This is a genomic window from Paraburkholderia dilworthii (assembly GCF_000472525.1).
GTDB classification, from domain to species: Bacteria; Pseudomonadota; Gammaproteobacteria; order Burkholderiales; family Burkholderiaceae; genus Paraburkholderia; species Paraburkholderia dilworthii.
Genome location: NZ_AWZT01000021.1, coordinates 17,180 through 30,089, shown reverse-complemented (window position 1 = coordinate 30,089; position 12,910 = coordinate 17,180). Strand labels below are relative to the sequence as shown.

The 12,910-nt window shown below is 59.8% G+C and carries 15 protein-coding genes; all 15 read left to right on the top strand.

Annotation, left to right across the window (positions count from 1 at the left end; translation table 11 throughout):
* Nucleotide 1: 1 nt before the first annotated feature.
* The 15 genes from nuoI to F759_RS0118890 all read left to right on the top strand — a co-directional run bounded on the left by nuoI (nt 2) and on the right by F759_RS0118890 (nt 12,901).
* Nucleotides 2-490 carry an NADH-quinone oxidoreductase subunit NuoI gene (gene nuoI, locus F759_RS0118955; RefSeq protein ID WP_027801274.1) on the top strand — a complete coding sequence of 163 codons (489 nt, stop codon included), beginning with the start codon at nt 2-4 and terminating at the stop codon, nt 488-490.
* Between the two features lie 212 nt (nt 491-702).
* Nucleotides 703-1,389, top strand: a complete 687-nt coding sequence (locus tag F759_RS0118950; protein ID WP_027801273.1) for an NADH-quinone oxidoreductase subunit J — start codon at nt 703-705, stop codon at nt 1,387-1,389.
* Between the two features lie 20 nt (nt 1,390-1,409).
* Nucleotides 1,410-1,715 (top strand): NADH-quinone oxidoreductase subunit NuoK, encoded by a 306-nt coding sequence (gene nuoK, locus F759_RS0118945; protein WP_013339863.1) that lies wholly within the window; start codon nt 1,410-1,412, stop codon nt 1,713-1,715.
* A 17-nt stretch (nt 1,716-1,732) separates the two neighbouring features.
* Complete coding sequence (gene nuoL / locus F759_RS0118940; protein WP_027801272.1) at nt 1,733-3,802, top strand: NADH-quinone oxidoreductase subunit L; 2,070 nt, start codon at nt 1,733-1,735, stop codon at nt 3,800-3,802.
* A 14-nt stretch (nt 3,803-3,816) separates the two neighbouring features.
* On the top strand, nt 3,817-5,307 hold the full coding sequence (locus tag F759_RS0118935) for an NADH-quinone oxidoreductase subunit M (protein ID WP_027801271.1): 1,491 nt from the start codon (nt 3,817-3,819) through the stop codon (nt 5,305-5,307).
* A 24-nt stretch (nt 5,308-5,331) separates the two neighbouring features.
* A complete protein-coding gene (gene nuoN, locus F759_RS0118930) occupies nt 5,332-6,804 on the top strand; it encodes an NADH-quinone oxidoreductase subunit NuoN (protein ID WP_036024746.1) in 1,473 nt (490 codons plus the stop codon).
* Nucleotides 6,804-7,100, top strand: a complete 297-nt coding sequence (locus tag F759_RS0118925) for a DUF2818 family protein (RefSeq protein ID WP_013088947.1) — start codon at nt 6,804-6,806, stop codon at nt 7,098-7,100. Before nuoN ends, F759_RS0118925 begins: the two co-directional genes overlap by 1 nt.
* A gap of 43 nt (nt 7,101-7,143) precedes the next feature.
* Nucleotides 7,144-7,728, top strand: a complete 585-nt coding sequence (locus F759_RS0118920) for an NUDIX domain-containing protein (protein WP_027801269.1) — start codon at nt 7,144-7,146, stop codon at nt 7,726-7,728.
* 311 nt (nt 7,729-8,039) lie between these two features.
* Nucleotides 8,040-8,285, top strand: coding sequence for a hypothetical protein (locus F759_RS44130; RefSeq protein WP_084534288.1), 246 nt, complete (start codon nt 8,040-8,042; stop codon nt 8,283-8,285).
* Nucleotides 8,286-8,331: 46 nt separating this feature from the next.
* Nucleotides 8,332-8,856 (top strand): helix-turn-helix transcriptional regulator, encoded by a 525-nt coding sequence (locus tag F759_RS0118915; protein WP_027801268.1) that lies wholly within the window; start codon nt 8,332-8,334, stop codon nt 8,854-8,856.
* A 265-nt stretch (nt 8,857-9,121) separates the two neighbouring features.
* Entirely contained in the window at nt 9,122-9,547 is a 426-nt protein-coding gene (locus tag F759_RS0118910) for a DUF1178 family protein (RefSeq protein ID WP_027801267.1), read from the top strand.
* Between the two features lie 48 nt (nt 9,548-9,595).
* Nucleotides 9,596-10,792 carry an acyl-CoA dehydrogenase family protein gene (locus tag F759_RS0118905; RefSeq protein WP_027801266.1) on the top strand — a complete coding sequence of 399 codons (1,197 nt, stop codon included), beginning with the start codon at nt 9,596-9,598 and terminating at the stop codon, nt 10,790-10,792.
* A gap of 10 nt (nt 10,793-10,802) precedes the next feature.
* Entirely contained in the window at nt 10,803-11,942 is a 1,140-nt protein-coding gene (locus tag F759_RS0118900) for an acyl-CoA dehydrogenase family protein (RefSeq protein ID WP_027801265.1), read from the top strand.
* 24 nt (nt 11,943-11,966) lie between these two features.
* Nucleotides 11,967-12,425, top strand: coding sequence for a MaoC family dehydratase (locus F759_RS0118895; RefSeq protein ID WP_027801264.1), 459 nt, complete (start codon nt 11,967-11,969; stop codon nt 12,423-12,425).
* Nucleotides 12,422-12,901, top strand: coding sequence for a MaoC family dehydratase (locus F759_RS0118890; protein ID WP_027801263.1), 480 nt, complete (start codon nt 12,422-12,424; stop codon nt 12,899-12,901). The genes F759_RS0118895 and F759_RS0118890 overlap by 4 nt, the downstream gene beginning before the upstream one ends.
* Nucleotides 12,902-12,910 lie beyond the last annotated feature (9 nt).

The window sequence follows — 12,910 nt, the reverse complement described above, 5'->3', positions numbered from 1 at the left end:
CATGACCGCAATCCAAAACTTTTTCAAGACCTTCTTTTTGACGGAGCTCGTCAAGGGCCTCGCGCTGACCGGACGTTATACGTTCCAGCGCAAGGTCACGGTGCAGTTCCCGGAAGAGAAGACGCCGATCTCACCGCGTTTTCGCGGCCTGCATGCGCTGCGCCGTTACGAGAATGGCGAAGAGCGTTGCATCGCGTGCAAGCTGTGCGAAGCGGTGTGTCCCGCGCTCGCTATTACGATCGAGTCGGAAACGCGCGAGGACAACACGCGCCGCACGACGCGCTACGACATCGACCTGACCAAGTGCATTTTCTGCGGCTTCTGCGAAGAGAGCTGCCCGGTCGATTCGATCGTCGAGACACATATTCTCGAATATCACGGCGAAAAGCGCGGCGACCTGTATTTCACCAAGGACATGCTGCTGGCCGTGGGCGATCGCTACGAAGCGGAGATCGCCGCGAACAAGGCTGCCGACGCACCGTATCGTTAAAGCGTTCCGCGTGTCTAAGCGGTAGATGCGGCAATAGCGCTTCAGTATCAGTAAATGCAGCAGTAACACGGCCTGTTGTCGGGCCGAGCGCCGCGGCCCGAATGCCGCGGCACGGCGCACATGTGCGGCTGTTCTGGCGATTTTCACGCCATTGCCAGACGCACGTGCCAAAGAACAATGCCTGACGATGGCCTAACGATGAACCGGTAATCATGGAATTCACGACCGTACTGTTCTACATCTTCGCGCTGCTCCTGGTGGTATCAGGGCTGAAGGTGATCACTTCGCGCAACCCGGTTTCGTCCGCACTGTTTCTCGTGCTGGCGTTCTTCAACGCAGCCGCGATCTGGATGCTGCTGCAGGCCGAGTTCCTCGCCATCCTGCTGGTGCTGGTTTATGTGGGCGCGGTGATGGTGCTGTTCCTGTTCGTCGTGATGATGCTGGACATCAACATCGACGTGCTGCGCAAGGACTTCAAACGCTTTGTGCCGATGGCGACAGTGGTGGGCGCGATCATCGTGCTCGAAACCGCGCTGATTCTGTGGCATGGCTACGGCGCGACCAGCACGGTAGTGCGCGACACGACCGCCGCCGCGAACGGCATGGGCGACTGGTCGAACACCCGCCTGATCGGCAAGGTGATTTACACCGACTACATCTTTGCATTTGAAGTCGCCGGTCTGGTGCTGCTGGTGGCGATCATCGCGGCAATCGCGCTGACCACGAGCCACAAGAAAGACAGCAAACGCCAGAACATCAGCCAGCAGGTGAAGGTGCGTGCCCAGGACCGCGTGCGCGTCGTCAAGATGCCGTCGGAAAAGAGCGCGGCAACCGTCGCTGCGGAAGAAGCCGCAGCAGCGGCGGCAGCGGCCGAATCGGCATCTGCCAAGAACAGCTGAGCGGACAGGAGATAGAAACCATGTTGACCCTTGCTCATTACCTCGTGCTCGGCGCGATCCTGTTTGCGATCAGCGTCGTCGGCATTTTCCTGAACCGCCGCAACGTCATCATCATCCTGATGGCGATCGAACTGATGCTGCTCGCGGTGAACACCAATTTCGTCGCCTTCTCGCATTACCTCGGCGACGTGCATGGCCAGATCTTCGTGTTCTTCGTGCTGACCGTTGCGGCAGCGGAAGCGGCGATCGGCCTCGCAATTCTGGTGACCCTGTTCCGTAGCCTCGACACGATCAATGTCGAGGATCTCGATCAGCTCAAAGGTTAATCTCAGGAAAAGCGGTTATGTCCACGATACTCAATGAAAACCTGCTGCTGGCGATTCCGCTGGCACCGCTGGCCGGTTCCCTGATTGCGGGGCTGTTCGGGAAGGCGGTAGGGCGCGCAGGTGCGCACTCAGTCACGATCCTCGGCGTTGCGATCTCGTTCGTGCTGTCGATGATGGTCTTCTTCCAGGTGCTGGACGGCGCGAGCTTCAACGCGACCGTCTACGAATGGATGACGATCGGCAAGACGAAGTTCGAGGTCGGCTTCCTCGTCGATTCGCTCACGGCCATGATGATGTGCGTCGTGACCTTCGTGTCGCTGATGGTGCACATTTACACGATCGGCTACATGGCCGACGACGACGGTTATCAGCGCTTCTTCTCGTACATTTCGCTGTTCACGTTCTCGATGCTGATGCTCGTGATGAGCAACAACTTCCTGCAGCTGTTCTTCGGCTGGGAAGCGGTGGGTCTCGTATCGTATCTGCTGATCGGTTTCTACTTCACGCGCCAGTCGGCGGTGTACGCGAACATGAAGGCGTTCCTCGTGAACCGCATCGGCGACTTCGGCTTCCTGCTCGGTATCGGCCTGCTGTTCGCGTTTGCCGGTTCGATGAACTACGGCGACGTGTTTGCGAAGCGCACCGAACTCGCGGCATTGAGTTTTCCGGGCACGGATTGGGGCCTGCTGACGGTCGCCTGCATCTGCCTCTTCATCGGCGCAATGGGTAAGTCGGCGCAGTTTCCGCTGCACGTGTGGCTGCCCGATTCGATGGAAGGCCCGACACCGATCTCCGCACTGATTCACGCGGCAACTATGGTGACGGCCGGTATCTTCATGGTCACGCGCATGTCGCCGCTGTTCGAACTGTCGGATACGGCGCTGTCGTTCGTCATGGTGATCGGTGCGATTACCGCGCTGTTCATGGGCTTCCTCGGGATTGTCCAGAACGACATCAAGCGTGTGGTGGCTTATTCCACGTTATCGCAACTCGGCTACATGACGGTCGCGCTCGGCGCGTCGGCTTATTCTGTCGCCGTGTTTCACCTGATGACGCACGCGTTCTTCAAGGCATTGCTGTTCCTCGGCGCGGGTTCCGTGATCATCGGTATGCACCACGATCAGGACATGCGCAACATGGGCGGCCTGCGCAAGTACATGCCGATCACGTGGATCACGTCGCTGGTTGGTTCGTTGGCGCTGATCGGCACGCCGTTCTTCTCGGGCTTCTACTCGAAAGATTCGATCATCGACGCAGTCAAGCTGTCGCATCTGCCGGGTTCGGGCTTCGCGTATTTCGCCGTGGTCGCGAGCGTGTTCGTCACCGCGCTCTATTCGTTCCGTATGTACTTCATGGTGTTCCACGGCAAGGAGCGCTTCCGCGATCCGAAGCATCCGGATTCGCCGATGGGCGCGGAAGCCGCCGCACATGGTCATGGCAACGGTCACGACGCGCACGGTCATGGTCACGACGACCACGGTCACTCACACGAGCCGCATGAAACGCCGTGGGTGGTGTGGGTGCCGCTGGTGCTGCTGGCAATTCCGTCGGTCGTGATTGGTGCGATTGCAATCGGTCCGATGCTGTTCGGCGACTTCTTCCAGCACGGCGTGGCGTTCGACAAGGTGATCTTCATCGGCGAAAACCATCCGGCATTGCATGAAATGGCGGAAGAGTTCCACGGCTGGGTGCCGATGGCGTTGCACTCGGTGGCGGGCCTGCCGGTCTGGCTGGCGCTCGCGGGTGTCGTCGTCGCGTGGTTCCTGTATCTCGTTCGTCCTGATCTGCCGGCTGTCATCAAGCGCGCGTTCGGGCCGATCTACACGCTGCTCGACAACAAGTACTACATGGACAAGATCAACGAAGTCGTCTTTGCGCGGGGCGCCGTGGCAATTGGCCGTGGTCTGTGGAAGGAAGGCGACGTCGTTGTGATCGACGGTATCGTCAACGGCAGCGCACGCTTTATCGGCTGGTTCGCCGGCGTGATCCGCTTCCTCCAATCCGGCTACATCTATCACTACGCGTTCGCCATGATTATCGGCATGTTGGGGCTCCTGACCCTGTTTGTAACGCTCGGCGGCAAATAAGGCGAGGGACACTAATGCACGCTTATCCGATTCTCAGTATTGCAATCTGGTTACCGATCCTTTGCGGCCTGCTGGTTCTGGCCATCGGTTCCGACCGGAATCCCGGTCCCGCGCGCTGGGTCGCGCTGATCGGCTCGGTCGTCAGCTTCATCGTGACGATCCCGCTGATCACCGGTTTTGATTCGAGCAGCGCCGATCTGCAGTTTGTCGAAAAGGCCAACTGGATCGAACGATTCAATATTACATATCACCTGGGTGTCGACGGCATCTCGATGTGGTTCGTCGTGTTGACCGCTTTGATCACGGTGATCGTCGTGATCGCCGGGTGGGAAGTGATCACGAAGAACGTGGGCCAGTATCTCGCTTCGTTCCTGATCCTGTCGGGCATCATGGTCGGCGTGTTCAGCGCGGCCGACGGCATGCTGTTCTACGTGTTCTTCGAAGCGACGCTAATTCCGATGTACATCATCATCGGCGTGTGGGGCGGGGCCAACCGCGTGTATGCGGCGTTCAAGTTCTTCCTGTACACGCTGATGGGTTCACTGTTGATGCTGGTCGCGCTGCTGTATCTGTACGTTCAGACCGGCACGTTCGACCTCGCCACCTGGCAGCATGCGCAGATCGCGATGACGCCGCAGATCCTGCTATTCATAGCATTCTTCATGGCGTTCGCCGTGAAGGTGCCGATGTGGCCGGTGCACACATGGTTGCCTGACGCCCACGTGGAAGCGCCCACGGGCGGCTCGGTCGTGCTGGCCGCGATCATGCTGAAGCTCGGCGCCTACGGTTTCCTGCGCTTCTCGCTGCCCATCGCGCCGGATGCAAGCCACTTCCTCGCGCCGGTCGTCATCACGCTGTCGCTGATCGCGGTGATCTACATCGGTCTCGTGGCGATGGTGCAGGCCGACATGAAGAAGCTGGTCGCGTATTCGTCGATCGCGCACATGGGCTTCGTCACGCTCGGCTTCTTCATCTTCAATCAGCTCGGTGTGGAAGGCGCGGTCGTGCAGATGATCTCGCACGGCTTCGTGTCGGGCGCAATGTTCCTGAGCATCGGCGTGCTGTACGACCGCATGCACTCGCGTCAGATCGCGGATTACGGCGGCGTCGTCAATGTCATGCCGAAGTTCGCGGCCTTCGTGATGCTGTTCTCGATGGCGAATTGCGGCTTGCCGGGCACCTCCGGTTTCGTCGGCGAATTCATGGTGATTCTGGCTGCCGTCCAGTACAACTTCTGGATTGCGGGCGGCGCGGCCGTCACGCTGATTCTCGGCGCGGCCTATACGTTGTGGATGTATAAACGCGTGTATTTCGGCGCGATTGCCAACGACCATGTGAAGAGCCTCGTCGACATCAGCCGCCGCGAATTTTTCATGCTGGCAGTGCTCGCCGCACTGACACTGTTCATGGGCCTGTATCCGAAGCCCTTTACCGATGTGATGCACGTATCCGTGGAAAACCTCCTCTCCCACGTTGCGCAGTCCAAGCTGCCGTTGTCTCAGTAACGCCGAGCGGAGGAATTAAAGACCATGCAAAACGCCCCTATGACTGCCCTGTTGCCCGACGCGCTGGTGATGCTCGCCGTTGTCGTCGCGTGGCTCAACGACACGTTCGTCGGCCAGGCCGGTCGCCGTACCACGTACTTCATCGCGGTCCTGTCGACGCTCGTCGCCGGCATCTGGTTCGCGGTCAATGCGTTCGACCCGTCGGTGCACTACTTTTTCAGCCGCATGTATGTGGTCGACTCGTTCGCGAGCCTGATGAAAGCGGTGGTGACGCTCGGCTACACGGTCACGATCGTTTATTCGCGACGCTATCTCGAAGATCGCGGGCTGTTCCGCGGCGAGTTCTTCCTGCTGGGCATGTTCTCGTTGCTCGGGCAGCTCGTCATGATCTCCGGCAACAACTTCCTGACACTGTACCTCGGCCTGGAACTGATGTCGTTGTCGCTGTATGGCGTGATCGCGTTGCGTCGCGAAGCTGCGCCGTCCAACGAAGCGGCAATGAAGTACTACGTGCTCGGCGCGTTGGCTTCCGGCTTCCTGCTGTATGGCATTTCGATGCTTTACGGCGCGACCGGCTCGCTCGACCTGAACGAAGTGTTCAAGGCAATCGGGCAGAGCCATTACGATGCCAGCGTGCTTCTGTTTGGCGTGATCTTCATCGTAGCGGGCGTCGCGTTCAAGATGGGTGCCGTGCCGTTCCATATGTGGGTGCCTGACGTGTATCAGGGCGCGCCGACGGCCATGACGCTGCTAGTCGGCGGTGGTCCGAAGGTCGCGGCATTTGCATGGGGCCTGCGCTTCCTGGTGATGGGGCTGTTGCCGCTCGCGGTCGAATGGCAGCAAATGCTGGTGATCCTGGCGGCGTTGTCGCTGATTGTCGGCAACATCACCGGTATCGTGCAGCGCAACCTCAAGCGTATGCTCGCGTACTCGGCGATCTCGAATATGGGCTTTGTGCTGCTCGGCTTGCTGGCCGGCGTAGTCGACCACAAGACCACGGGCGCTGCCAGCGCGTATGGCTCGGCGATGTACTACAGCATCGTCTATCTGATCACGACGATGGGTACGTTCGGCGTGATCATGCTGCTCGCTCGCCGCGAATTCGAAGCCGACACGCTCGAGGACTTCAAGGGCCTGAATCAACGCAGCCCGGTGTTCGCCTTCGTGATGATGGTGATGATGTTCTCGCTCGCCGGTATTCCGCCCGCAGTCGGTTTCTACGCGAAACTCGCGGTGCTGCAGGCCACGATGAACGCGGGCTTGACCTGGCTGACGGTGCTTGCCGTGATCACGTCGCTGTTCGGTGCGTTCTACTACCTGCGTATCGTGAAGCTGATGTATTTCGACGAGCCGCAAGACAAGTCGGCGATTGTCGCCGATACGGGCACGCGCGCGTTGCTCGCGCTCAATGGCGTTGCCGTGCTGGTGCTCGGTATCGTGCCCGATCCGCTGTTGAAGGCTTGTTTGCAGGCTATTCAGCACACACTGTCATTCTGATGTCCGCAGCTGGCTGGTTTATCGTGCTGTTGGCGCTGGTTGGCGCCAATCTGCCGTTCCTGAATCAGCGACTCTTCGCCGCCGTGCCGCTGAAGGCGGCGAAGAAAAGCGCCTGGCTCCGGATTGCCGAACTGATCGTGCTCTACTTCGTGGTGGGCACGCTCGGTTTCTTGCTTGAAGCACGCGCGGGCAACCGCTTCGAACAGGGGTGGCAGTTCTACGCGATCACGTTCGCGCTATTCGTTGTCTTCGCCTTCCCCGGCTTCACGTTCCAGTATCTCGTCAAACGCCGCTGACGGCGTATCGCCGTCGCGCATCACGCTGGCCCGAGCTCCGCACATGGCTGAACTTCCCGATCACGACGCAGTCCTCACCGAGACCTGTATCCAGAGCAAAACGGTTCATCAGGGGCCGTTTCTGACGCTCAAGTGCGACACCGTTCTTCTGCCGGACGGCAAGCATGCCATCCGCGAATATGTGGAGCATTCCGGCGCCGTGATGGTGATTCCGTTGTTCGACGACGGCCGCGTGTTGCTGGAAAGTCAGTATCGCTATCCGATGGGCAAGGTCATGGTCGAATATCCGGCCGGCAAGCTCGATCCCAACGAGGGTGCACTTGCCTGCGCTATTCGCGAGTTGCGCGAGGAAACGGGCTACTCGGCGCGCGAGTACATGTACCTAACGCGCATTCACCCCATCATTTCCTATTCGACCGAGTTTATCGACATCTATCTCGCGCGTGGCCTCACGTCCGGCGAGCGTAAGCTCGACGACGGCGAGTTCCTCGAACTGTTCACCGCGACGGTACCGGAGGTGTCGGAGTGGGTGCGGACCGGCAAGATCACCGACGTCAAAACGGTGATCGGCACATTCTGGCTGGAGAAAGTGTTGTCGGGCGCGTGGCCGTTGGGGCAGTCGGAATAGTTTTTCGCCGAAGGCGCACACGGCGTTTCGTTGCATTCAGAAAGCCCCTGTCGGTCGATGACCGGCAGGGGCTTTGTCATGGTAGATCGCAAAAAAATCCGTATTTGCGCAGTCTGAATAAACGCGGTTCTATCTTATGCCATCCGACAGAATCGCTTCATCGCCGCAGTGACTTTAGTATGGATCTCCGACAAACGTCTTCATCGTGCGATCGGTTTGCATAACGAAGCATGTGAAGCGCTTGAGCCTGGTGAGCAGATTTGGGTTGTCACTTGACAACTTAAGTTGCAGGCAATACATTGGAGGGCAGGATGGTTCGCGCAACCCATGCTAAGAAAGAGATAGAAGCGGCGTTGGCGTATGCCGAACGGCGCGGCTGGCGCATACAGGGCGGGGGCAAGGGCCACGCCTGGGGAAAGATGTATTGCCCTTACAAAGACGCTGAATGTCGTTGCGGGGAATTCTGCATATCCAGCGTATGGAGTACGCCGAAGAATGCCGTCAATCACGCCCGGCACTTGCGGCGTGTCGTCGACAACTGCACGGCGCATCGTTAGGAAATGTTGAATGGCAAGTGTTGGCTGAATAAAGCAGGAGTAGCAAATGGAATATACGTTTACGTTGAAATACAAGCTTGCGGCACAAGACTGCGATCTTGATGCGATCGTCGAGCGCTTGGGCGAAGCGGGGTGTGACGACGCGACAATTGGCGTGGGGCAGCCAGGACGACTCGCGCTGGTCTTTTCGCGTGAAGGGGCGTCCGCATTCGAGGCGCTGGTCAGCGCGCTGGGCGACGTGAAGAAGGCGGTGCCGTCCGCGCAACTTGTCGAAGCCGGCCCCGACTTTGTGGGCCTGACCGACGTCGCGGAGATTGCGGGCGTGTCGCGGCAAAATATGCGCAAGCTCATGCTGAGTCATGCGGTCGAATTTCCTGCGCCGGTGCATGAGGGAAGTGCGTCGGTCTGGCACCTGTCGGACATACTCGACTGGCTAAACTCGCGTGGCGGCTACAACATCAAGACAGACGTTTTCGACGTCGCGAAGTCGGCCAAACAGATCAACCTTGCCAAAGAGGCGCGAGGGCTTGAGCCGCGGTTCAATCGTCGACTGGAATGTCTTGTAGCGTGAGACCCTGGTGACGAAAAGGCGTTGGCGGTGCTTCGCTGGAAAGCCTTTCGCAGCGGCAGCGCGGCGTCGGGTTCTGCCCTCGCACCGCGGTGCGCCCCGCCGGTCATTCAGCGTTCGGCAGCGGGTTGCGCAAAGCGTTAAAATCCCGCACCACGTCTTATCTTCCCGCAGCGGCCGATCTCGGTGCGTCGCGCATGAAGCTTTACGAACGACCGTTCACAAATGTTTGTTTTGCGCTAAACTGGCACGCAAGCCCTGATTCCATATGAAGGTTCTCGATTTACAGTGTCCGCACGGCCATCGGTTCGAAGGCTGGTTCGCTTCGGCTGACGACTTTGAATCGCAGCAATCGCGCAAGCTGGTCGAGTGTCCGATTTGTGGCGCGAAAGAGGTGAGCCGTTTGCCGTCGGCGCCGCGCCTCAATCTGTCGGGTGCAACAGAGACGAAAGTGCCGGCGGCCCCAGGCGAATTGCAGGCGCGTGTCATGCATGCATTGCGCGAGGTACTGGAAAAGACGGAAAACGTGGGCGACCGCTTCGCCGAGGAAGCGCGGCGCATCCATTACAACGAAGCGCCCGCACGCAACATTCGTGGTGTCACGACACCAGAAGACGCGCGAGCTTTGGTCGAAGAAGGCATCGAAGTGATGCCGTTGCCGGTCCCGGCTGCCCTGAAGGAACCTCTGCATTAGCGCAGTGGCTCACTGGCGGCGGGTGGTGGCGGCCAGGAGACACTACGTATGAATTTGGACTATTCCCCCGCCGATAAGGCGTTCCGCGCAGAGATCCGCGCCTGGCTCGAAGCCAATCTACCGCGCGAACTCAGCGAGAAGGTACTCAACCACAAGCGTCTGAATCGCGAGGACTTCGCAAGCTGGCACAAGCTGTTAGGCACGCGTGGCTGGTCAGTTGTGGCGTGGCCGAAAACGTATGGCGGTCCTGGTTGGGACGCGACCCAGCGGCATATCTGGGACGAAGAGTGCGCGCGTGTCGGCGCGCCGACCGTGTTGCCGTTCGGGGTGTCGATGGTTGCGCCCGTTCTCATGAAGTACGGCAACGAGGCGCAGAAACGCCATTACTTGCCGCGCGTTCTCGACGGGACTGACTGGTGGTGCCAAGGCTATTCGGAGCCGGGCTCCGGTTCCGATCTCGCGTCGCTGCGAACACGCGCCGAGCGCGTCAGCGATTATTACGTGGTCAATGGTCAGAAAACGTGGACCACGTTGGGGCAGCACGCGGACATGATGTTCTGCCTTGTGCGCACCGACAGCGGCGCGAAGAAGCAGGAGGGCATTTCGTTTCTGCTCATCGACATGAAAACGCCGGGTATCACCGTACGGCCGATCATCACGCTCGACGAAGACCATGAGGTTAACGAAGTTTTCTTTGAAGACGTTAAGGTACCCGTCGAGAATCTGGTCGGCGAGGAAAATCGAGGCTGGACTTACGCAAAATATCTGCTCGGACATGAGCGCACCGGCATTGCACGTGTCGGTCAATCGAAGCGTGAACTCGTGTTTCTGAAAAGCCTTGCGCTGGACCGGAAAAAGAACGGCAAACCGCTATTGCATGACCCGATGTTCGCTGCGAAAGTCGCGAGTCTGGAAATCGAATTGATGGCGCTCGAAGTCACCGTGCAGCGCGTGGTCGCTAATGAAGCAGGCGGACGCGGACCGGGCCCCGAGGCGTCGATGCTGAAGATCAAGGGCACGGAAGTCCAGCAAGCGTTGACCGAGCTCATGTTCGAAGCTGTCGGCCCGCTTGCCGCACCCTTTGACGTACCGTTCCTCGAAGGAGAGCGCGAACACAGCCTCGCCGGGGATGACGACGCTGCGCCGTTGGCCGCCTATTACTTCAATTTCCGAAAGACGTCGATTTACGGCGGCTCGAACGAAATTCAAAAGAACATCATCGCGCAGATGATTCTCGGACTTTGAGGAGCGGCGCATGGACTTCACTTTCAACGACGAGCAACAGCAATTCGCCGACGCGCTGCGCCGCTATCTGGACAAGAACTACGGCTTCGAGGCGCGCCAGGCGATCGTGCGGTCGGACGCAGGCGTCTCGGAGACCCAGTGGGCGGCCTTGACTGAATTGGGCTTGACGGCATTGCCAGTGCCGGAGACTCAAGGCGGTTTCAATGGCGGGCCGGTCGATATGCTCGTTGTCATGCAGGAGTTGGGTCGTGCTCTGGTGGTCGAGCCGTATTGGGCCACCGCAGTCGGCATCGAGGCACTGCGCCTTGCTGGCACAGGTCAGGCCGAGGACGCGTCGCTGCTCGAGCGCGCGGCTCAGGGCGAGATCAAGCTCGCTGTCACGTTTCACGAGCCGCATGCGCGCTACGACCTGTTCGAGATTGCGACGGTCGCGACAGCACAAGGCGAGCAGCACACGCTTTCCGGCACGAAGTCGGTCGTGCTGCACGGTGCGCAGGCGAATTACTGGATCGTGCCCGCGCGGTCCAACGGTGAGATCGCGTTGTTCGTCGTGGCGCGCGACGCCGCAGGCGTGGAACTCACCGATTACCGCACCATCGACGGGCAACGCGCCGCGACGCTCCAGTTCGACCGCACGCCCGCGCGCCGTTTAAGCGGCCCGCACTCGGGCGCGGCGGCCCTGGAACACATCGCGGACTACGGCACGCTGCTCCTGTGCGCGGAAGCGGTCGGCGCGCTGGACGCATTGAACGCCGCAACCGTCGACTACACCAAGACCCGGCAGCAGTTCGGCCAGCCGATCGCACGCTTTCAGGCATTGCAGCACCGCATGGTCGAAATGCTGATTCACGCCGAGCAGGCGCGCTCCATCACGTACCTGGCCGCAATGCGCTATTCGAGCGACGACGCCGACGAGCGCCGCCGTGCGGTATCCGCCGCGAAAGTGCGCGTGGGGCAGGCGGCGCGTTTCGTCGGCCAGCAAGCGGTTCAGTTGCACGGCGGCATGGGCATGACGAACGAAGTCGCGGCCGCGCATCTGTTTAAACGTCTCGCTATTATTGAAACAACACTGGGCGATGTCGATCATCACCTCGCGCGATTCGCCGCGCTGCCCGGTTTTGCCAGCACCGAAGTTGGATTGGCCGATTAAATCGGCCCGCAAGGAGATTGAGCGATGGCTCTGAGTTACGAGGACATGATGGTCGGCTCAACGACCGAGATCGGCAAGCACACTTTCACGCGCGAGGAGATCGTCGAATTTGCGGAGAAGTTCGATCCGCAACCGTTCCATCTCGACGAAGCCGCGGCGCAGGCGTCGCCGTTCCGCGGATTAGTGGCGAGCGGCTGGCATACGTGTTCGGTCATGATGGGCATGTTAGTACGTAACGCGCTGGCGGACTCCACGTCGATGGGCTCGCCGGGCATCGACGAAATACGCTGGCTGAAACCGGTGCGTGTCGGCGATACGATCACCATGACGAACTCCGTGCTCGACAAGCGCATTTCGGAAAGCAAACCGGATCGCGGCATTGTGTCCACGCAATGGGCGGGCATCAATCAGCATGGCGAGACGGTGATTACCGTGCGCTCGAAGGGAATGTTCGGGCTGCGCAATCCGGACGCTTCGTCATGACAATGGAGAGTACGCGGCCGGCTGCGGCGTTTCGGAATGCGGCGGCGTTGCGTGCACTCGTCGGTGGGGCGCCGCTCGTTAGCGGCTGGGTGACGATCGATCAGCCGAGCGTCGATCGTTTCGCGCAAGTCACCGGCGATCACCAATGGATTCACGTCGACCCGGAGCGAGCGCGGCGCGAGTCACCATTCGGCGGCGCGATCGCGCACGGTTTCATGACGCTTTCGCTGATCCCTGCGCTGCTCGAGAAAACGGTACGGATCGAGCAACGGATGGGCGTGAATTATGGGCTGAATCGCGTGCGGTTTACGTCGCCCGTATTGGTGGGCTCGCAATTGCGTGCGCGGTTCGCCGTCGTGTCCGTCGCCGATGTCGACAATGCGGGCGTGCAAGTAATGTGGAATGTCACGCTGGAGCGGCACGAGAATGAGCGCCCCGTATGCGTCGCTGAATTCATCACTCGCCATTATTTTTGACGCGCAAGG